General features: G+C 24.2%; 19 protein-coding genes. 9 read left to right on the top strand and 10 right to left on the bottom strand.

Annotation, left to right across the window (positions count from 1 at the left end; all coding sequences use genetic code 4):
• Window positions 1-736: 736 nt before the first annotated feature.
• The 7 genes from KQ877_RS04315 (at window position 737) to KQ877_RS01295 (ending at window position 6742) form a co-directional block, all read left to right on the top strand.
• Window positions 737-967 (top strand): AAA family ATPase, encoded by a 231-nt coding sequence (locus tag KQ877_RS04315; RefSeq protein WP_216488872.1) that lies wholly within the window; start codon window positions 737-739, stop codon window positions 965-967.
• Window positions 903-1109 carry a hypothetical protein gene (locus KQ877_RS01315; RefSeq protein WP_216535815.1) on the top strand — a complete coding sequence of 69 codons (207 nt, stop codon included), beginning with the start codon at window positions 903-905 and terminating at the stop codon, window positions 1107-1109. Before KQ877_RS04315 ends, KQ877_RS01315 begins: the two co-directional genes overlap by 65 nt.
• Before the next feature lie 78 nt (window positions 1110-1187).
• Window positions 1188-1424 carry a hypothetical protein gene (locus KQ877_RS01310; RefSeq protein WP_216488679.1) on the top strand — a complete coding sequence of 79 codons (237 nt, stop codon included), beginning with the start codon at window positions 1188-1190 and terminating at the stop codon, window positions 1422-1424.
• A 601-nt stretch (window positions 1425-2025) separates the two neighbouring features.
• On the top strand, window positions 2026-2322 hold the full coding sequence (locus KQ877_RS01305) for a hypothetical protein (protein ID WP_216488680.1): 297 nt from the start codon (window positions 2026-2028) through the stop codon (window positions 2320-2322).
• Between the two features lie 227 nt (window positions 2323-2549).
• Window positions 2550-2672, top strand: a complete 123-nt coding sequence (locus KQ877_RS04030; protein ID WP_281412482.1) for a hypothetical protein — start codon at window positions 2550-2552, stop codon at window positions 2670-2672.
• Window positions 2673-2983: 311 nt separating this feature from the next.
• Window positions 2984-4765, top strand: a complete 1782-nt coding sequence (locus KQ877_RS01300; protein ID WP_216535814.1) for a hypothetical protein — start codon at window positions 2984-2986, stop codon at window positions 4763-4765.
• A gap of 573 nt (window positions 4766-5338) precedes the next feature.
• Window positions 5339-6742 carry a hypothetical protein gene (locus KQ877_RS01295; RefSeq protein ID WP_216535813.1) on the top strand — a complete coding sequence of 468 codons (1404 nt, stop codon included), beginning with the start codon at window positions 5339-5341 and terminating at the stop codon, window positions 6740-6742.
• A gap of 110 nt (window positions 6743-6852) precedes the next feature.
• Here the strand turns inward: KQ877_RS01295 and KQ877_RS01290 are convergent, their stop codons facing one another.
• The 10 genes from KQ877_RS01290 to KQ877_RS01245 form a co-directional block, all read right to left on the bottom strand.
• On the bottom strand, window positions 6853-7806 hold the full coding sequence (locus KQ877_RS01290) for an aromatic motif membrane protein (RefSeq protein ID WP_216535812.1): 954 nt from the start codon (window positions 7804-7806) through the stop codon (window positions 6853-6855).
• Window positions 7806-8618, bottom strand: a complete 813-nt coding sequence (locus tag KQ877_RS01285) for an aromatic motif membrane protein (protein WP_216535811.1) — start codon at window positions 8616-8618, stop codon at window positions 7806-7808. The genes KQ877_RS01290 and KQ877_RS01285 overlap by 1 nt, the downstream gene beginning before the upstream one ends.
• Window positions 8605-9567, bottom strand: coding sequence for an aromatic motif membrane protein (locus KQ877_RS01280; protein ID WP_216535810.1), 963 nt, complete (start codon window positions 9565-9567; stop codon window positions 8605-8607). Before KQ877_RS01280 ends, KQ877_RS01285 begins: the two co-directional genes overlap by 14 nt.
• On the bottom strand, window positions 9545-10249 hold the full coding sequence (locus tag KQ877_RS01275; RefSeq protein ID WP_216535809.1) for an ABC transporter ATP-binding protein: 705 nt from the start codon (window positions 10247-10249) through the stop codon (window positions 9545-9547). The genes KQ877_RS01280 and KQ877_RS01275 overlap by 23 nt, the downstream gene beginning before the upstream one ends.
• Before the next feature lie 2 nt (window positions 10250-10251).
• On the bottom strand, window positions 10252-12048 hold the full coding sequence (locus KQ877_RS01270) for an ABC transporter permease (protein WP_216488690.1): 1797 nt from the start codon (window positions 12046-12048) through the stop codon (window positions 10252-10254).
• A 265-nt stretch (window positions 12049-12313) separates the two neighbouring features.
• Window positions 12314-13645 (bottom strand): C1 family peptidase, encoded by a 1332-nt coding sequence (locus KQ877_RS01265; protein WP_216535808.1) that lies wholly within the window; start codon window positions 13643-13645, stop codon window positions 12314-12316.
• Entirely contained in the window at window positions 13645-14964 is a 1320-nt protein-coding gene (locus KQ877_RS01260) for a C1 family peptidase (RefSeq protein WP_216535807.1), read from the bottom strand. Before KQ877_RS01260 ends, KQ877_RS01265 begins: the two co-directional genes overlap by 1 nt.
• Before the next feature lie 20 nt (window positions 14965-14984).
• Window positions 14985-16115, bottom strand: a complete 1131-nt coding sequence (locus KQ877_RS01255; protein WP_216488696.1) for a hypothetical protein — start codon at window positions 16113-16115, stop codon at window positions 14985-14987.
• Window positions 16096-17262: an SLAC1 family transporter gene (locus tag KQ877_RS01250; RefSeq protein WP_216535806.1), complete on the bottom strand. Its 1167-nt coding sequence runs from the start codon at window positions 17260-17262 to the stop codon at window positions 16096-16098. The genes KQ877_RS01255 and KQ877_RS01250 overlap by 20 nt, the downstream gene beginning before the upstream one ends.
• Entirely contained in the window at window positions 17262-18875 is a 1614-nt protein-coding gene (locus KQ877_RS01245) for an ABC-F family ATP-binding cassette domain-containing protein (RefSeq protein ID WP_216535805.1), read from the bottom strand. The genes KQ877_RS01250 and KQ877_RS01245 overlap by 1 nt, the downstream gene beginning before the upstream one ends.
• Window positions 18876-19020: 145 nt before the next feature.
• Here KQ877_RS01245 and lysS point away from each other — a divergent pair, with 145 nt between their 5' ends.
• Together lysS and KQ877_RS01235 are read left to right on the top strand one after the other, a co-directional pair.
• A complete protein-coding gene (gene lysS / locus KQ877_RS01240; RefSeq protein ID WP_216488702.1) occupies window positions 19021-20490 on the top strand; it encodes a lysine--tRNA ligase in 1470 nt (489 codons plus the stop codon).
• Window positions 20491-20633: 143 nt separating this feature from the next.
• Complete coding sequence (locus tag KQ877_RS01235; protein WP_216535804.1) at window positions 20634-22955, top strand: putative immunoglobulin-blocking virulence protein; 2322 nt, start codon at window positions 20634-20636, stop codon at window positions 22953-22955.
• The last annotated feature ends 1 nt before the right edge of the window (window position 22956 follow it).

The raw sequence follows: 22956 nt of genomic DNA, 5'->3' as shown, positions 1-22956 counted from the left end.
TTATAGTTAATATATAAATATATATAGTAAAAGTGGTGTAATTTGAAGTGAAATATAGATTTTCATCTACATTAAACAAATTCCAATGATCAGGAAGTAATATAATTAAATTAACTAATGAACAAATGTTAAAAATTCTTCAAGTTAAGCATGTACATATTGCTTCTTTGCAGACCATGGTGATTTATTTTTGGAAAGTTATTATAAAAGACAAAAAATCATTATAAAAAATAAATTAAATATTACATTATTTCCAGGTTGTGAATTAAATTTATCTTCCCAAGAAAATAAAAAAGTCAAATCATTATAGTTTTTGATCCTGAAGAAAATCTAGAAGAGATAAGAAAAATTATTAATAAATGTTATTCAAGAGAAAATATTAATTGATTAAGTTATGGTCAGACGCTTGAAGTATTTAAAAAATATCGATTTATGATTTTTTATTACATTGGAAAAGGCAAGATATTATGAAATTAGAGGATATAGAAAATTATTAAGCGGATGGTTTTGATTCAACTAATCCAAATAATTCAAATTTAAAAAAGTTTTAAAGCATTTTCCCAATGCACCAATTGTTTATTTTAGCGATATTCATGATTGAAAAAAATATCCATTTGGTAATACACGTTACAAAACGAAAATTGAATGCGAAATAAATTTTAATTCCATAAAAACAGTATTAAAAGACAATAAAATTGAGAAAATAGATTATTAGTTAGGAGTAATATGATAAAAAATAACTTTTATAAATGATTTAGGACAAACTATTGAAATTCCTTTTTCAAATGTTAATGTAATTTTCGGAGAAAAAGGATCAGGTAAAAGTACATTGTTAAGAATCATTGCAGAAATTATTGCAAGAAAATTTATTTTTAAAAGTAACGACGATTATTTTGTTATTAGTGAATATAAGCTTAAATTTAAAAAAAGTTTTAGTCGATGTAAAAAACATATACGAAGCAAGTAATTTTTTATCATGATCAGTAAGTTCAAAAACCAAATACAAGAAGCAATTATCTTTATTAAAAAACCAATTTGCAACTTATATTATTCAAAATGATGAAAGAAAAACATCATTGGATCGAGAGAAAATATGTTTGAGATATTAAAACCACTGAAAAAATAAAAATAATAAACGAAATTCTTAAAATTATTTATTATCTAGTGTATTTAATACATTTGATGATTTGAACAAAATAGTTTCTGAAATACAAATTCAAAATAATTCTATTACAAATTATGACCTTATTTTTGATGATTATTTTAGTTTTAATAACACTTTAACTTCGAATATGTGAAACATTAAACTTGACTTTTCAAAAGAATTTCAGGAAATGAAAAGAATTATAGAAAATCATGGTGATTTAATTTTTGAAAAAGAAAAAATGATTCAAAAAATAAATTTAATTTATAGTAGAGATTAAGAAATAGCACAGCAAAATAAATTATTCAATCATTTTTTTAGTGATCAGCAAACAAAAATAACATTAAATAAAGATAAATTAATTGAAAAATTAGAAAAAATATAAAAATAGTTATTCACAAACAAAGCAAAGGGTGAACAAATGTTTACAATTTATAATTATTTTTCTAATGCTCATAAAAAAACAAGAGATTATCAAACTTCCAAATTAAAAAAACAGATCAATTAAAACAATCATATGATAGCTTGTTACATCATTTTAAAACAATTGAACCTTTACTTAAAAATTAAGAGATAGTAAATATAGAATAACTCAAGAACTAAAAGAAAATGAAATTAATTTACGAGTTAAATTAAAACGTGAAGGTGATCGTAATATCATTTACCAAATCTCGAAATTTAAGCTAGAAATCCAAGATGTTGAATTTATTACTAAAATAGCTTTAGGCTCAAAAAATAAAGCAAATCGTGATAATATAGTAGATTTTCTTGTTGATGATTCGTCTAATAAACTTTTTTCTGGACAAACAAAAGAAAAAATAATCAGAAAACTTATTGAAAATAGAATTAAAATATTCGTAAATGATATTCCATATGAAAGTATGTCAAATAGGCAAAGAACTTTATTGGGAGTTAAAAAAACTACTGAAAGTTCTGACATTATAGAATTTGACAATTATCTTTTATTAAACCAAATTGAAGATGATTTAGATAAATTTACAATTTATAATGAAATATTACCTTTGCTAGAAAAAACAAAAAATGATGGAAAACAAATTTTTGTTGTAACACATATTACAAATATTGGAACGTTACTTGAGGGAAATCCGATAGCGATTGAATTAAGAAATGATGAGTTAAAAATAAAATCATATGTTCTAAAAATTACAAGAGAATAGAAAGTGTAGAAAGTCACTATCTTTAAGGTGGCATAAAAACACTTGAAAAAAGATATCAAATAAATATCCAAAAAATGGAGAAGAATAACGCAAGAATTTAATAATACAAATTCAATAATTTGAATAGCATATAAAGGTGAGGATAACAGTGCAGAACCGGGGGACAAATTGTTATTTTAAATAAAAGATTATCGTTATCAAAAAATAATGCAATAATTATTATTTCATTGAATAGACCGGAAGAAACTTGAACAAATAATAATATAAATAAATTTTTAGCAAATTTGTTTCAAGAAGAAGGTGGGTTTGAAGAGTCTTTAAACAATTTATCAATTTATGTTGATAAATAAACACAAGAAAAAACTAAAAATCTACAAGCACTTAAATGTTTAATTATGTTATTTAACGAATTTGTAAATTCTTTTAAAAAATAAAATTTTCATATTAGTAAAAAGAAAATTCTGCTTTTTTATTTTTTTGCATTTTTTAGAAAAAAACTAATGTCATTAAAATTTTTAAAAAAACAAGATTTTAATGGTTGTTTGTGTATTTTTTGTGTATAAAATGAGTAAAAGTTGTATAATAATGTCGTTTATAAAAATTTAAGTAAATTTAGATAAACAGTAAAAATACTATAATTATTTATTAGAAAGCAAAAAATATGAACAAAAATAAAAAAATTTTATTTACTATATTATCATTGGGTTCAATGGTAATTATTCCCTCAATGTTAGCTGTTTCTTGTTATAAAGAGGAATCCAAAAAAATAGATTTTGACAAGTTAAATAAAACTATTCAAATTTCATATAAAGATGCAAAAACAACAAAATTTTCTGAAGTTCCTAGTGTTTTAACAAAAGAACATTTTGGATTTTTGGGGATGGAATTAGGAACTACTGCTAACTTTAAGGAAGCTAAAAAACAAGAAAATGATATTTTGGTTAAATACACTTTATCAAAAGACAAAATGGAATCAAAGATATTTGAAAAAACAATAAATAAAGATCAATTTAAAGTTGAGAATTCTACATCTAAAAATGATTCAAATACTAAACCAACACCAACACCTCCTACAACAGAAAGTGAAAATGGTAAAACTGAAAAACAAAATCAGGAAAATACAAAACCAAAAACTGACTTTAATACTGTTTCAGTTATTATGGTTTATAATAATCCAAAAACAAAAAGATTTAGCAAATTGCAAGCTTCAGATTTAACAGAAAATAATTTTACTGTAACCGTTGCAAAAGAATACACATTTAATTTTGATAAGGCGGTAACTACAGAAACAGGAGTTAAAGTAACATATAAACTTTTAAAAGTTGATACATCAGAAAAATCAGAATTATTATCTAAAGAAATTTCAAAAGATCAATTTGAATCAGAACAAGAATTTTTAGATAAAGAGGCTACAAAAGTAACAGCAACATATGCTGACGCTAGTGAAGTAACATTTTGAGAAGCTACTAAAAATGGTATTGATAATTCTAAAATAGTTCTTTCTTTAGGTAGCGAGGAACAAGAGTATTTACCAAAATTTGAATCTGCTATGAAAACAGATTTAGGGATTAATGTTAATTTCAAATTCAAAAAACAAGATTCAAATAGTGAATCTAAGTCATACACTGTAAGCATTAATAAATCTTCATTTAAACAAAAAGATGATGCAATAGTAGAAGGTGAAGCAGCTGCGATCGATGCTGATATAACGGCGACTCTAGACAAAGCAAAAGTGTCTAGATGAAATCAAATAGATAAAATATCAGCAGAAAATGTAAAATTAGAAGCTGGAAATAGTAAAAACAAAATTATTAGATTATCCTTTGTTAATAAAGAAGAGATAAATGGACAAATATTTGTAAATTATTCATTTGAATACGAAAATAAAACATTTTATAATAAAGTGCTTTTAGCAGTAAAAAATGACTTTAAAAAATATTCTGATAAATTAAAAATAACTGAAATTAAAAATAAAAACAATTATTGGGGAGCTTTACAGTTTGTTGCTGAAATTATTGATGACAATTTAAATTTTGATAGTATAAAATCTACTAAAAAAGTTGAAAGACTTTTTAATACTGAAAAATTACGTGCTAAATTTTATAATGAAGACAATAAATTATCTACTTTAATTTCTGTAAAAGTATACGTGGAAAAAATTAATGAAAATGATAATAAACATTTTTATATTTTTATTCCTACTAATGGTTCACCTAAAGGTCTTCCTTTTATTGAGTTTAGAGGAGAAAAAGAAACATCATTTGCTTTAGATGGAATTTCTGGTGCTCAAGAAGGTAGAGAAGTTAAATATGATGTTGAAAATATTTATGAAATAGATAAAAAAACAGGAAAATATAAATTATTAATTCAAAACAATGATTCAATTACACCTATCGAAAAAAACAAAGCTATTAACTTTGGATCATATGCAATACTGAAATAATATTTATTTTTTATAAATATATTTGTTTTAAAAACTTACCGCAAAAAGCGGTAAGTTTTTAAATTTAAATTTTTATTTAATTCCAGTTATAAAACTAACTTATTGTTTAAATAAAAAAGTCACTATATTTATCATCCTATATATTACTAATGTTTTTTGCAAATGTAATAGAATATGATTCTTTATTTAAAAGTTATTAGAACTATATTTGAAATAATAAAAAATAATTTTTGTGTAAATAAACCATTTCTTTTTTTATTTATTTCATTTGTAATTTTTAAAAAAGCAATATTTATATTAAAATCCATCACTTTTTTCGTTTTTTTATTTTTGCTATAAAAAATAGTTTTTTTATAAATCCATCTTTTCAAAAAAATAAAAATTTTCAGTGTAATTTCAGGAAAAAATGTGTATAATTTTCTCTAAATTACAATTTTAAAGTCACAAAAGGATATTTTAATATGAATAAAAAATATAAAAAATTAGTCGCAATATTATCTCTTAGTTCGATAGTATTACTGCCTTCATTTATAACGATTTCATGTTATAAACAAAATACTAAAACAACTAGTTTTGAAGAATAAAACTGTAGAAGTATCATATGAAAATTCTAAAGCAATAAAATTTTCAGAAATACCCGCTGTAATACATGTAGATAAAATTAGAATTTTAGTTTCTTCTTCTATTTCTTATAAATTTATAAGTGCAAGTAAAACAGAAAGCGGTATTTTAGTAAAATATAAATTATTTATAAATAATGAAACTTCAAAAGTTTTTGAAAAAGTTATAAATAAAGATCAATTCAAAACAGAAGATGTTATTTTGCAACCGAAAAACATAGATAAGAATACTGATTCTACACAACCTAAATTAAATGAAGGTATTACAAAACAGCAAGAAAATAACTCTAAATCTCAAGGGGATAATTCAACTCCTAATAACACAAATCCTAAAACAAATCAAAATAAATCAATATATAAAGAATTTACTGACAACCTTGAGCACGAAATACAACAATCAAATAATTTTACTAATGAGGATAAAAAACAATTAAATGTATTCATAAATGAATTTAAGCAAAACGAAGATTTAACAACAAAACAAATTTTAGAAGAAAAAATAGTGAATTTCATTTTACAAAAATTCAACGAAACTAGACAAATGTTTTTATTAACAAGAATCGCAGTAAATTTTGTAAAAATCACTAATGACCCAGAATTTACAAAACAATTAAAACAAGTAACAAAAAGTCTTAATTCAATACAAGACATAATTTCAATTGTAAAAAATCCTAGAATAACTATAGACCAAGAAAATATAAAAATATTAAATGGATTATATAAAACCATTTTAGACAAAATAAAACTAAATAAATATACATTTGACCAAATTAAAATTAATCAATTAGTATTTAAAAATGATTCTGTTTTTCCGTTGTTTACATTAACAGACCAAGAAATAAAAGATATGCAAGATAGTTTAGTATTTAAATTAGTGGGTAATGAATTAGAGTTAGAAACACATAATATTTCTACACAAAATGATAATACAGCAAAAAATAAAGTTGCATTAAGCATTAATTTAATAGAAGATTTAAAAGCTTCACAAACAATAGAAAACATTTCGCTATATTCTAAATTTGAAAAAGTGAGTGAAAATAGTGGCACAGAAAAAGATCAAAAATGACTTTCTAATGTTTATAATGAAGAATTTTTTAAAATCAAAAAATTAATATATTTAAACATAGATCCAAATATATTAATTTTAGATGGTGAATTAGTTGCAATATATCAAATACCATTTTCTATTAAAGATAATAAAGTAGTTAAAGAAAATAGATATATTTTCAAAAAAAATACAAAAACAGAATTAGATGCAGTAGAATTTCCTCAGTTATTGAGATTATTAAAAGGGATTTACATAGAAATTTCTAAAGAAATAGATACAAGTTCAATAATTCAGGAAAATACAAACTAGTAATAATTATTTCTTAAATACTAAGCTATTCAAAATGTTGAATTTGTAAAAAATAAAAATATCGAGCGTAGGTATTAACTCGATATTTTTATATTAAGATTTTATTTATTTTATTTGTTATTTAAATAAACAAGCGTAAATCTTTTTGGCTTACCTCCATATTTATCATCAAAAAGCATTTTTACTCATCTTGATGATTCACCAATATTTTTAGATAATATTTGTGCACGAACATAAGTTGGCCAATCAAAATTATTAATCGCAGATTTGCTTTGTAATAGTGGTGGATAAATTTCTATAAATGGTGATGCTTCAATTTCAATTATTTCTTCATCGTCTTCATTTGTTATCTGAATTTCAATACTTAAAATAACACCTTGCTTGGTTAATAGATACATTGTGCTTTTTTGTATACTTTCATCAGTGTTATGTTTAAATACTGAAAATCGAGTAACTTCATTTGTATTTAAAGTAATAAATGGAGTATGTTCTAAACTGTCTTGTTGTATATTTGTTTTAATTGAATCAGTACCACCATCAAAGAAGTTAGTATCATCATTATATGCAAAAGTAAATTTATTTAAATTAAAAAGAAATCACAATCAATTTTCTTTATAGAGTTTATCTAATTCTTCTTTATATTCAGAATCTGCCATTACTTTTTTAGTTTTTTTGTTATTGTTACCAAATAATCCTCCACCAAATAAACCACCGCTAAAACCACCTGAAATTGAGTTAGGATGATATTCGATAACTATGTTATTACTATAAAATAAATAATCTTTAATTGAAATTAAATAATCATCAGATATATTTCTTTGACTTTCAATGAATTTTTGTTTATCTTCTTCATTTTTAAAAGCTAAATTCAATAAGGTGTCTACATATTCATATTTTAAAAATACATCTCAATCTTGTTCTTTTATACTCTTTTCACTAACAAAACTTACTTCTTTAGATTCATTTGAAATAGTTTCTACATTTTTACATGATATTGCTGCAACAGGTAATAAAGAAGTTGCTAGTAATGAAGAAAATATTAATATTTTGTTACTTTTTTTCATTATTGTTCGTCGTCCTTTAATAATAATAATCCGATTGCTCCATTACCAAATAATTTTTTTGCAGCTTCTTCAAATGAATTAAATCCATCTTGTTGTTTATGAATTAATGCATTGTGAACTGCATCAGATATTATTTGAATTGAAATATTTTTTGTTTTAGAATTTGGAAATAGAATTATGTGGTTAAAATTTACTGTTTTATCTTCATTTCGTGAAATATAAATTCTTATTATGAAATTATCTTTTTTTAGATAGAAAATATCATCGCTTGATTCAAAAGACTCATCACCTTCTTTAAGTTGATCTCAATTGTTATCATTAAATTTAAAATCATCTGGCTTAGGTAAAGTACTTAAATTGTTTAAAAATTCTTCTGAGTGTTTTGCGTTTTCAAAGTCAGGGAATCTTCATCATTCCGTAAATGTTCACTGTAATTTATTAATATTTTTAATTGTAAATAATCAATTTCTACTATAAAATTGATTTAACTTATTAGCATTTTGTGATGTTTTAAATTCTTGACTTAATTCTTTTAATTCATTAAATAATTTTGTTTCTCGTTCTTGAGATTTTAAAAATTCTGTTTTTTTATAACCATCATCACCAAAAATTTTAACCACAAGATTGTCAATTAATTTATGGGTTTGTACTTCTTTGGGGTTTTCTATATTTGGATAATAATTTAAGCCAATTGGAATATTATTTTTTAATTTTGTACTATCTTCAATAGTAACACATGAAACAAGCGATAAACCACTCAAAATAGCAGTAAATACTGAAGTTGTTAAAAATAATTTACTAATTTTTTTCATCGATATCCCTCATTGTAAATCTAAATATTTTTATTCCATCTTTATTGATTTCATTTAAAGCATTTACAAAATCATTGTTAAATTGGTTTACTGCTTGAAATTCTAAATATTTTTTATCATTTCTTTTCATTAAAAATTCATTTTCATCTTCATCTGAATAATATTTTTTGTAATTATCATAATCTGTTTCAAATTCATTTAAGTGTTGATTGTAAATTTGATCTTCTAATTCTTGTAATTGTTGTTCAATATTATTTGTATCTTTAAACACTAACAGATCAGAAGTAATTCTTAATTTTGGTTGTCCATCTTCTTTATATTTTCAAACCTTTATTGCTTTGTTGTTATCAAAAATTAAATATCATGATTCTTTTTCTAAGTAAGCACTATGTTCTTTTAGTTCTGGTATTTCTTTATAAGGTAATGCTATTAATTTATTAGGTTTAGAATTATTTATTTTTAATGAAACTGAACCTAAAAAGTTTTTTGTTTCATTAAATAACTCTTTTTCATTATCTAGTGGTGTATATTTATCGCCATAAGGGCTAAAAATATAGTGGAAATTTTCTATATTAAAAAGAGTTCAATATCAATCATTTTCTAAAGTATTGCTAATAATTTTTATTGAAGTATTTCTTAAATCTTCAACTTTAGTTTTAACTACTCCACCATCAAAAATAAAAACAGGATCATATACAAATGCAAATTTTAGTTCTGTATTTTTTGAAGTAGATTTATTTATTTGTTGTGATACATAAATTTTCTTTTTATTTTCATCATTATTTGAAAAAAAGTCAAGAAGTTTATTTATACTTTGATTTTTGTCAAAATCACTTTGTTGTTTTTTAGGAAACTCAAAGTTGTCATTAGTTTCTTGAACTACACCACAACTAACCACACTTAATGGTAATAGTACAGGACTTAAACTAATTAGAAATAACTTTTTCATAGAATAATTTTTCTAATGATTCTTGTTTTGAACCAGAATATAAAATTTGACCATTATGAATAAGTGTGATAGTATTTACGTATTTATCAATTTCAGATAAAACGTGAGAACTAATTAAAATAGTAATTTTTTGTTTTTCATTTATTTCTTTTAGTAATGAAAATAATTCAAATCTAGCTGTTGGATCTAAATTGGCAGCTGGTTCATCTAAAATAAGTAATTTAGGGTTATGAAGTAAAGCTTGAATTAATAAAACTTTTTTCTTTTGACCTGTTGAAAAAGTGTGTGGTTTTTCATTTTTTAAATTTTCAATATTAAATAGTTTTAAATATTTATCTATTCTTTCATTGGCTTCTTTTTTGTCTACATTTGACAAAATAAGTAGATTATATAAATAATTAAAAACTGTTAATTCTTTTGGGAAAATTGCAACTTCCGGAACATAACCTATAATGCTTTTTGCTTCTGCTTTTTTTATGTTAATATTGTTTATTAAAATTTCACCTTCATAATTTACAAAAGCACCAATAATAGTTTTTATAGTAGTGGTTTTACCAGCACCATTTTCACCAATAAAAGCGTGAAAATCACCTGATTCAACAGAAAAACTGATATTTTTAATCCCTCTATTTGTTTTTGGAAATACTTTATTTAAATTATTTATTTCTAAAATCTTTTCCATAACTATTTATAATCCTTTCTTCTGTAAATTGTAAATGATGTTCCATATAAAATAACAATTAATATTATTCATAGTGCATAATAAACGTTTTTATTTACTATTTGTTTTTCTCTATTTATTGCAAAAAGTTGATCTTGTGATTGGAATAAGTAATTAGTATCACTTGGTGTTAATTTGTATCTAATAATAACATCTTTATCTTTTTCTACTAAAATAAATCTTGTTTCAAATTTATCATATCCACCTATTAAATATTTAAATCCAGCAACTTGTAATTCAAATTGACTATTTCCAAAAGTATTGTCATTATTTGGATTTTTTATCATTGCTTGATATAGTGTAGTATCTTGGTAATTAAAGTAAATAAAGTTTAATAAAGCAGTTGCAAAATAAATTTTTCTTTCTATTTCAGATTGTAATCTTTTTTCTTGAACTGAATGTTCATTAAATAATACTAAATTAGGGTTTGAGTATGTGTTTATATCTGATTGTTCATCATTGATGAATTTTGAAATTTCTTCTAATAATTCAGTGTGTAATTGACGTAAATCAGTAGATTTTTTATTTTTATTAAATTCTTCTATAAATTTTTTAGCAATAAGATTAAAAGCTTTATCTTCTAAAATTTCGTAAACAAAATTTCAATTTAATTTTCCTACTATATTGTTTTCTGCTGCAAATTGTGAACTATCTTCAGGGAATTTTGCATTTACATCTTCTGCTCCCTCTCTTGCATAAATTATTCCAGTGTTTATACTATTTGGAATTACTGAATTTGATTTTAATAAACCAGGAACTATGTATTTTTTTTCAGTGTTTGAAACAGAATATTTTGTTAAATTAGGGTTTTTATCTAATTTATATTTAAATAAAATACTATCTTGATTATTGTAATAAATATAACCATCTAAATTTGAAAAATTATTTTTAGTAATTGAATCAAAAATATTTTGATTTTTGAAATTAAAAATATCAAGTAATTGATAAGGTACTGATAATCATGAATATACCTGTCATTCTTTTGATGAATTATTTGCTATATTCATAACTTCTTGTAAGTAATTTGTTTGTTTTTGTGTGAATTGTTTATTTTCTAATCCGTTAGGTAATAGTAGTAATTCATCTTTATTATTATTTATAAAAAATGGTTCTACATTTGCTTCATTACCTGAAAAATGATATGGATATTTTTTGTTAACGTAATATGCTGCATTATTTATATTTGTAGTTGCATTTGCAGATAGTAATGAACCCCCAAGAGCAAGTGGTATAAAAAATACTAGTGGTAATGTAATAGATAATTTTTGACTTAATTTATAACTTATTAAAGAAGTTAATAAACTTGCAAGTAAATATGTTACAAAACCAACAAAAAATATCAATAATGAGTATGTAAATAGATTTATGTTGTTATATATTGGATAAGATGATAAAAGCGCAGAAATAAATAGCACAACTGATCATATTAATCCAAAGAAAGTTAAAGTAAATAATTTACCTATAACTATATTGTTTCTTGAAATAGGTTTAGCTAAACTAACTAATTCTATTCCTTCTTGTTCAAAGTCTTTAAAAATATTTAATGATTTTATCGATGCAAATAATACTGTTATTATCAGAATTGCTAATATATAAAGATATGATGACAGTGTTAAATATCTTTCGCTGATTGCGAATTTAAAAATTAAACCCAAAGTTAATGAAAGAATCAAAACTAACACGGGTAATACTATTGAACTCTTCTTTTTAAATACAGTATTAAAAGCAAATTTTGAATACTTAAAAGCTGATGTTTTCATTTTATAACCTTTCTTAAATTTAATAAAATTATTATACAATAAATAAATTAAAATGGAATTTTTTTTGTATTGTATTTTTATTTTTTTTGTACCTTTTAACAAAAAAATGTAAAAAAAAGTAAGGTATAGAGGTATAAAAAAAGTGGAATTATAAAAAGTAATTTATTAAATAACTATTAAAATAGAAGTTATTTTAATTTGTAATTAAATATTTTTTGAAAAAATAAAACCACATTTTACTGTGGTTTAATTAATGATTTGTTTATTAGTGTAAATATGCTAATGGGTCTGTGTAATCTAAAGTAATATATTCTTCATCTAATCCTTTTAGATATTTTTCATCGACATATTTTTTATCAACTACACATTGGTAATTATATTCTTTAAATCATTCATTTGACATACTGAAGATACCTTTAAAAGCAATATCTTCTCCTCATGAATTTTCAACTTTTCACTTAATAACTTCACCATTTTCATCAATATCAACACCAACTATGTTCATTAAGTGAGTAGGCATTGATTGGTGTAAATTTAATCTTTGTTCTCTGTTTAAATCTAAATTTACTAATGTGTTATTGTAATCGTATATGTTTAAGTCCATAATTCCTAATTTTCTATCATGGAATTTAGAAACATCACAAGCAAATGGAACTGATACTCCGTCTATTATTGATTTTTTACTTGCTTCAATTAATTCTTCCATTGGGACATTTAATTGTAAATTATTTGGACTTTCATAAACACTATTAAAGTATTTACTGCTTAAAACCTTTCCATAAGGGTGGTTTTTACGTGGGTCAGAAACTAAATTAACTTTATCATTTAATATATTTTTTATGTATTGTTTATAGAATTCAAGTGGTGTAATGTTTGTAATTTTTTGAATGTTTTTATCTTTATCACGATATTGAAAATCAAATGTTTCTGGTGGTGTACCTAAAGTTTTTGCTACTATATTATAAATTTCTTCAAGTGCATTAACTTTGATTGCTTGTAATTTTTGTTCTGAAGCATTATTTTTGGCTTCTTTGATTATTTTATATGCATATTCTTTTGCTTTTACATTCAAAATTTCAATAAATTCATTTGAAGATTTTGCATCAAAAGTATCTTGCATTAAATATTTAGGTAGAATTCCGTATTTATTAATTAAACCTAAAAATCATTCTCAGAATCCACCATCATCAGCAGGACCATCCATGAAATATTTAAATAATGGATCATTAAAATCTAAATTAGTTCCGTGTTCGATAACATTTTGTAAAAAAGTATTAACTTTTTCAAGTTTATCAAAGAAATATAAATATGATTGACTTAATTCAAGGTCTTCTATGTTTAGGTTTTTCATTGCTTCTAATCTTGCCATATTTAAAGAAGCAAAAATTCAGCATCTTCCTGATGATTGTTGGTTTGTAATTGAACCTTGTTTGATTTCGTGACTAAAAACATTGTTGTGGATTTTTAAAATATCATTGTTAAAAGAAGCGTTTTTTATACCATTTTTTGCAATAGCATTTGCTATTACTTTATTAGATTTATCTTTATTAAAACTTTCTTTTAGTTGTTTTAATAAATTATTATCAATATTTTTCATTATGCTAATGGATCTCAAGCTTCTAATAATATAGATTCTTCTTCTAGCCCTTTTAGATATTTTTCATCAACATATTTTTTATCCACAACACATTCAAAGTTAAAGTCTTCAAATCATTTATCTGACATGCTATAAATTCCTTTTTTTCCAGTTTTATCCCCTCAAGAGTTTTCAACTTTTCATTTAATAGGATTTCCATTATTGTCAAGATCAACACCGATGAAATTCATGGCGTGGTTAGGGACTACAATTCCTAATTGTAATTTTTCTGCTTTTGTTAAAGTATCTTCTGAACCTAAAATATTATTTAAATCATATAATTCAGAATCTAAAATTCCTGTTTGTCTATCAATAAATTGTGAAACATCACAAGCAAATCAAACACTTTTGTTATCTAAAATACTTCTTATTGTTGCTCTTTTTAATTCTTCCATTGGAACATTTAATGTATAGTTTGTTTTACCCTCTATTGAAGTTTTGAAGTATTTTGATTCAATAACCTTACCATAAGGATAAATTTCACGTGGGTCTGTTACTAAAGTTATTTTTTGATCTAATTCATCACCTACAAATTTATTATAGAATTCAATAGGTGTCATGTTGGTTTCACGGTGGAAATTATCATCTTTATCTCTGTATTCAAAATCAAAAGTTCTTGGCGGCATACCTAAAGCTTTTACACAAATATTATAAATGTCATAAAGAGCTTCTTTTTTTAAATCTTGTAAGATATTGTCTTTATTTTGTCTGTGGGCATTTATTATTTTTAATGCATGTTTTTTTGCCACTAAATTTAAACTTTGTTCAAAAATAGCAGTATTTTCTGAGTGAAATGTTTCATTCATTACAGATTTAGGTACTATTCCATATTTTTTATTTAAAGAAATATATCATTCTCAATATCCCCCATCAGATATTGGATTACTCAAGAAAATTTGCATTAATCTATCGTTAAAATCTAAATCTAAACCAAATTGAATAATATTTTCAAAAAATGTATTAGCTTTTTCAATTTTTTCAAAGAAATAAAAATAATTTTCAGAAAATTCCAAGTCTTTTACTTGCATTTTTTCCATTGCGCTAATTCTTGCCATATTTAAAGATGCAAAAATTCAGCAACGACCAGAAGATTTTTGATTAGTAATTTCTCCGGTTTTTATTTCGTTTGAAAATTCTTGATTATGTCTTGATAAAATATCATTATTAAAAGATGAAGCATAAATACCGTTTTTAGCTATTGTATTTTTTATTATATTTGCTTCTTTGTCAGATTTGAAACGTTTTTCAAATTCTTCAAGCATAATATTATCTATTATCATAATTCTCCTTTTTTTAATATTTAAATTATAGCATTTTTTATTATTCGCATATTTGTTATATTTAATCTAATTGTGTCTATAAAAGTAAGTACATACGTAATAAACATTAATCCAGTAATTAAAAAATAAATGAAGTTATTTATATACATTCAATCATTAAATCTTAAGATAAATGCTGATGTAATTGAACCTGGCAAAGTTAGTCAAATATATTTTTTATCTTGTTTATTTTTTAGTAAATATTTTCATTTTAATCCAAAACAACAAGCATATGTAAAAAACGATAAGCTAACTAAAATTCAGATTAGTGTTGAATATAAAATAAAATTATTAAGTAAAGTTAATTTTAAAGATAAATTTTCAATAATAAATAAATTACTATTTATATTATCGATAAAAAATAATCTATTTGGATTAAAACTAATTACAAATCCTAAAAACAATAAATTTATTGGTCGTGTGAAAACTGCGATTGGAACAATATTTTTTTTATTTTTATAATTTAAAAAAATAAATTTATATACCTTAGATAAATACAAATATATTGTTAAAACAAAAGAAATTATCCATATTATTTGAAAAAATCATAATGAAATAAAATCACCTAAGTTAATTGAATATGTAGAACAAAGACTCAAACTACTAAAAATAACAATTAATTCTGAAAAACCATTTTGTTTGTTGTTACTTTTTTGTTTGATTGAAAACATTAAAAAATATTTAAATGAAAATACAGATTGCAAGGCAAATATAAAAATAACAATCATTGATAAAATATTTAAAATTATTTTCTGATTGTTTATAAAGAAATGATTGGTTATTCAAGCAAAAGCATTTATTTGCATAGTAAGTAACAAAAAAAGCATGTAAATTGAAATTGAGTTTTCTTTATTTGTGAAATCAGTTTTTAAAATGTTTATTTTTTTATATTTTAGTAATACTAAACATTCATAAAATAATCCCAAAATTATTGCAAAACTAAATACAATGAGATTAAAATACAATAAAATACGCTTTGTCATTTCAGAAGAATTTAAACTAAATTTTTCAATTATTAATACTAAAAAAGTTATGATACTCATAAATCTTAAAGCTAAATTTAAAGAAGATTTTGGTATATTTTCAAAAAAACTACTTGGTCTTTTTTGCATATGTCTCCATCTTTATTTTCTTCATTAATTTATTTAGTAATAAAATATGTTTTACATTAACTAAAAGTGTTATTAATGATGCAGTTGTAAATATAATAAGCATAAGAATTGTCAACACTATATAAGTATATGAATTTTCAATAAAATAATAATTATTAATCTTAAAAATAGCACTAGCCACAACAATTCCCGGAAATGTTAATGGCGCTCAAAACTGACTATATTTTGTAAGAGTTATAACTTTTAAACCAATTATAAAATATAATATATAACTAAAAGCAGCCATTATTATTAAAAATGGTGAAACAGTATTAAAGAATGATTCGTTATTTAGTGGAGTAACGGTTAAATTTAAAGTATCATAAAACATTAATTTTTCACTTATATTGTGAATTATTGAATTTCTTTTTGGATCAAATGAAGTAAAAAATCCGACAATAAGAATATTCGCAGGACCAGCAATAATCGTCATTGAAGGTATGTCTTGAGCATCCTTATGTCCTAAAAATAAAAACTTATATAGCACTCAGGGAAATACAAAAATAAAAAAAACAAAACTCATCAATCATAATATTTGAAAGAAATATAAGCTAATATGGTCGCCAAAATTATTAGAATAACCAGAACTAATTGTTAAACCAATTAAAACAACAAATCAACTTCCATACGCTTCCTTATATATTGTCTCTTTTTTGAAAATAATATGTTTTAAAAATATAAATACAAAAATAATTTGTAAACAAACAACAATAAGCAATAAAATTGAAGGAAAAATTAGTAAATTAGACCTTAAAGAATAATCGCTTACATAATGATTAATAATTCAAGCTATGGCATTTAAAATTATGCAAATAGATAAAAAAATTATTGCAACAGAACCTGATGTTTTTGGATTTTTAATATCTTTTATAAATTGTTTTTTGTCAATGATGTATTTAGTAATTAATAAAAAGCAGTATAAACTTGCGATAATTATGCATGATGCAACTATAAATAAATTGAAGTGTAGTAAAAAAAACGCAATATTTTGTGTACTTTTTATTGCATAATGTTCAATAAATGAAACTATAAACATCGCAAAACCCATTGTTCCTGCGATTACACCCGATAAAGAAAGTGGGACATTTTTTAAAAATGATTTAATCATTAGTATCCCATTTCTTCTTCGTATTCATCTAATGTTCCATAGTATAGGAAACTTTCATTAGATTTAATTTCTAAAATAACATTAGCTGCAGCTTTAACAAGTCCTCTATTATATGTTGTAAAAATGATACCTGATTGATATTTTTCAAGTGCTTCAATCAATGAATCAATACTTTCTGAGTCAAGGTGATCAGTTGGTTGATCAAATACTAAAAAATTAGATTCTTCTAGCATTAATTTACTAAACATTAATCTTGCTTTTTCTCCACCACTTGTGACTTTTACTTTTTTAAATACAGAATCATTACTAAATAACATTCTTCCTAAGTAAGATCTCATTCTGTGGTCTGAGTTATCTTTTGTTTCTTGTGTAGAATTTTCAAGTGGTCATTGACTAATTCATTCCATGATATTTAAATCATTTTGGAAATATTTTGCGTTGTTATTAGGGAAATAATTTGGTTTTATTGTAATTCCTCAATTAACCTCACCTGAAGTTGGTTTTTCAATACCCATTAAAATTTCTAAAAATTTGGTTTTAGCAATATCATCATCACCAATTAAAGCCATTTTTTCGCCATTTTTTAAGACAAATGAAACATTTTTAAATAAAGTTTCACCCTTATCATTTACATAAGTTAAATTATTAACTTCTAAAATTTGTTTTCCAGGTGCTCTGTTTAGATCAAAGTGAATAAAAGGATATTTTCTACTTGAAGGTTTAATTTCATCAATTACAATTTTTTCTAAAGCCTTTTTTCTACTTGTTGCTTGTTTTGATTTTGAAGCGTTAGCACTGAAACGAGCAATAAATTCTTTTAATTTAGCAGCTTGTTCTTCTTTTTTTAAGTTAGTTTGTTTTTGCATTTCTAAAATTAATTGGCTTGATTGTTTTCAGAAACTATAATTACCTGTAAATAATCTAGCTTCATTGAAGTCAATGTCTACTGTATGAGTACAAATTGAGTCTAAAAAATCACTATCATGGCTAACTACTATAACTATATATTGATATTCAATTAAAAAGTTTTCAAGTCATTTAATTGATTTTAAATCAAGGTGGTTTGTAGGCTCATCCATTATTAAAATATCTGGATTTCCAAATAATGCCTTAGCAATTAATACTTTAACTTTTTCAATAGCTTTTAATTTTGACATTGGAAGATTTCATTTTGATTCATCTATTCCTAAACCTGATAAAAGTATTTGTGCATCATTTTCAGCAGTTCATCCACCCATTTCTCCAAATTTTTCTTCTAAATGACTTGCTCTTTCATAGTCTTCTATACTTGATTCAGGGTTTTCATAAATAGCATTTTTTTCTACTTGTATTTTATATAATTCATCATTACCCATAATAACTACGTCAGTTACGTTAAATTCATCAAAAGCATTTTGATCTTGACTTAGTACTGAAATTCTTGAGCCTTTTGTTTTGATTATTTCCCCGCTACTTGCTTCTTCTTGTCCGCTTATTATTCTTAAAAATGTTGATTTTCCAACCCCATTTGCCCCGATTATTCCGTATGTATTACCCTCTAAAAACTTTAAATTTACATTTTGAAATAACTTTTTATCACTAAAAACTTTACTTAAATTTTGTACTTCTAGCATCGTTTTCTCCTTTTTTAGTCAATATTAATTATTATTTTACATTATTGTAAAATTTTATTACCTATTTTCGGAAAATAATGTTAAATTTTGTGCATTTTGTATTAAAATTAATTTAATTATTTTATTAGTATATATAAGGAGAATCATGACTAGAAAATTATCTGAACAAGAGATTATAAGACGTGAAAAAATACAAAATTTTGAAAAAATTAACAAAAGAGCTTTTGAATTATCAATTCCCGCTACGCATACAACAAATCAAGTTGTTTCAGAATTTAATAATTTTTCGCGCGAAGAATTGGAAAATCAAAATAAAATAATTTCAATAAATGGAAGAATAATAGCAAAAAGAGGACCTTTTCTTGTTCTTCAAGACCGTGATAATACTATACAAATTTATGTTGACAAAAAATCACTTGATGAATTACAACAAGAAGTGCTTAAAAATTTAGATTTAGGAGATATTATTTTCACAGAGGGCGTTGTTTCAAAAACTCACACTGAACAGTTAATGATAAAAGCACAAAAAATTGAATTATTAACCAAATCACTAAAAGTTTTACCTGATAAATTTCATGGATTAGTTGACCAAGAGGAACGTTATAGACATAGATATGTTGACTTAATTGTGAACAAAGAAACAAGAAATACATTTATTTTACGTTCTAAAATTATTTCAGCAGTAAGAAAATTTTTTGATAGTATTGGATATTTAGATGTTGATACACCAGTTTTACAACCTATTTTAGGAGGAGCGGCTGCTAAACCTTTTATTACTCATTATAACGCATTACAAAGTGATTTTTATTTACGTATTGCAACTGAATTACCACTTAAAAAATTATTAGTAGGTGGATTAGAAAGAGTTTATGAAATAGGACGTATTTTTAGAAATGAAGGTGTTGATACAACACATAACCCTGAATTTACATCAATAGAATTTTATGAAGCTTATTCTAATATGGAAGGTATGATGCTTCGTTGTGAACAACTATTTGAATACTTATGTAATGAATTAAATATTGAAAAAGTAACATTTGGTGGAAAAGAAATTTCACTTAAAGGACCATTTAAAAGAATTAATATGGTTGATGCTGTTAGTGAAAAAATAGGTCAAGATTTAAGACAATTAAATGACACTCAAGCACTTGAATTAGCTAAACAACATGGCATTAAAGTTGAAAAATATTTTAAATTAGGACATGTTATTAATGAATTATTTGAACTATATGTAGAAAAAGATTTAATTGAACCTACATTTGTATGAGGTCACCCAATCGAAATCTCACCGTTAGCAACAAAGTTACCAGAAGATCCTCGCTTTACTCTAAGAGCCGAATTATTTATTAACACAAAAGAATTTGCAAATATGTTTACTGAACTAACTGATCCAATAGATCAATTAGAACGTTTTGAAAATCAATTGTCAGAAAAAGAGTCAGGAAATGAAGAAGCAAACGAAATTGACTGAGATTTTGTTGAAGCATTAGAATATGGAATGCCCCCAGCTGGTGGATGTGGTATTGGAATCGATAGATTAGTTATGCTATTAACTGAAAATGATTCAATTAGAGAAGTACTATTATTCCCACAATTAAAAAATTTACAAAAATAAATACTAAAAAACAACATTTTGTGTTGTTTTTTGTTTAAAAACCCCTAAAATTAGCTACTTTTTAGTAAAAAAATTAATTTTATTCAAAAAAAAAAAAAAAAACAGTCTATAATTTTTCAAAATTAATAATTGTGAGGTTAAATATGAAGTTTTTTAAGACAAAAAAACAAAAAATTTTGTTTGTGACTACAGGGTCTGTTTTTATAGCATCAATTGTTGCTTCTTTTTCTATATATTTAACAAATAAAACCCATAAACAAGTATTGTTTTATAACTCTCAAGGTAAAGCAAAAATTAATTTTGTAGATGGAAATAATGTAGACTTAGCAAATACAGTTCCTTCAAATTCAGATTCTAATTTAAAGAAAATTGTTGAAGAAACTCCACCACCAAAACCTGAAATTCCTCCGGTTATTGAAAAAATTCCAGAACCTGAACCAGAGCCAGAGAAACCAAAGCCCATACCAAAACCTGAAGAGCCAAAACCGAAACCCGAACCAATTCCTGAGCCCCCTAAGCCAGAACCACAGCCAGTTCCCGAAGCTCCAAAACCAAAACCCATCCCCAAACCAGAACCACCTAAACCAAAACCTGAAACAAAACCCAAAAAATCACAATCAAATAGTAAAATTGTTGTTGCAGGTGTTGAAGTTGATGCAGATATAACTTTTAAACCTCCAAGAAAACAACAATCATATGATGTGGACAATAACATAGTTAATAGGGTTCCTTATGTTAATGACAGTACAGATAAATTAAATAGTATAACGGTTACTAAGGAATTGCGAACAGCGGCAATAAATAAAGCTATTGGAGTGGGCACAAAAGAAGGTCTTGCATCATTTTGATTTAAAAATATAGTGGCTGATGCTTTAGAGGCATATAATCAAAAACCAGAAGAATTTGATTTATATATTAATAATCATAGAAATGTGTACAGTAAAGCATTTGAAAAATGATCAAGATTATTTGATTCTGATAATGTTGTTAATTTCTTAAAAGAAGAAGTAAAACCTCAATATCAAAGCATGCATTTTAAATCAAAAGATCACAGATATATTTGATTGTATTCAAATTTAGATTGAACTAAATTTACTAAATTATCTTCAAATGCAGAAGCACAGCTTAAAAAAGGTTATGTATTAGATCCAGATAATGCTTACATAAGAGAAGATGGAAGTTTAGATTCATATTCATATGGTCAACCTGATAGATTTAATTCTGTAACTAGTCGTATGTCAAGAGATAATTCAACAAAGAGAGTATTTAGTTACAATTCATACTGATGAAGAAGTCCATATGATGTAGAAAATGGAAATTATCCAGGATGAACAAAAAAAGATGCAAATAATGATCCTATTTTTGAAGGATTAATTCGATCTGGTGATGGAATAAAAACTTTACATATGACAAGAGATGTAAAAACAAATGACCCTGACCAAATAAATGATGGATATGTTGTTGAAATTGATGCTGCAAATGAAGCGGGATATAGCAAAACTCTTGAATTAATTAACAAATTAAAGGCAAAAAATGCAAATATTGTTTCTTATAGAATTAAAAACATGGGTAAAAACTCATCAGCTCAAGCATTTAAACCAATTTTAAGAGCGCTACCTGATAATATTCTTCAAGTTGAACTATTTTTCTCAGCTCAAGCAACAAATACAAGTTCATTAATTGCACTTGAAGATAAACATATCAAAGAATTATCATTATATACATTAGGAAATTCACTTCAAGATGAGTGATCAATTAACCCATTTGCTTTAAGAAATACAGCGTGAGTAAATACAAATGATTACAATGTAAGTTTTGATTATGCTCGTAATAAAGATATTGCAACAAGAATAACATTTAATACCTTAGCATTTGATAAGGAAGATTATTTAGAAAATGATCATGATCATCTAAAACGTATTAATTTAGGTTTAAGAATGGCATATTACACAAGAAATAATGAACCCATTTTCCAAGGTTCATTTGGACCAGGTTTAAACCCTGATAATAATGAAGGAAATAACTCATATGCTACAATGTTAGATTTTAGTAGAGTTCAACAAATAAAAAGTTTAAGTGGTCTTGTGTTTAGAGATGTGTATAAACCATCAAATAAACCAAGAAAAATTACTAAAGTTAGATTCTTTAATGATAAAGATTCATATGAAATTTCAGAAAAAGATCTTTTTGAAGCTGGACTTGAAAATATGATTACACCATCTCGAGCTGGTGTACCAAAAATAGCATTTAGCAATGGATCATTAACTACAAAATTCAAAATAAAAGAAAACGACTTAACTCCACAAGCAATTAGTAATTTAGTTAAATTTAAAAAATATGTTCAAAATGAAAATCCATTATTTTCAGAAATTGTAGTAATAAACCCTGGAAATGAAGCATTAAAATCAAAATTAGAATCAGTTGGATTTGAAGTTGAATTTGAACATGACTATGAAATTTCATAAG

It is taken from the genome of Mycoplasma zalophi, assembly GCF_018914005.1.
In the GTDB taxonomy this organism is placed as follows: domain Bacteria; phylum Bacillota_I; class Bacilli_A; order Mycoplasmatales; family Metamycoplasmataceae; genus Metamycoplasma; species Metamycoplasma zalophi_A.
The sequence above is the reverse complement of the archived record's forward strand: the minus strand, read 5'-3'. Positions and strand labels throughout refer to the sequence as shown.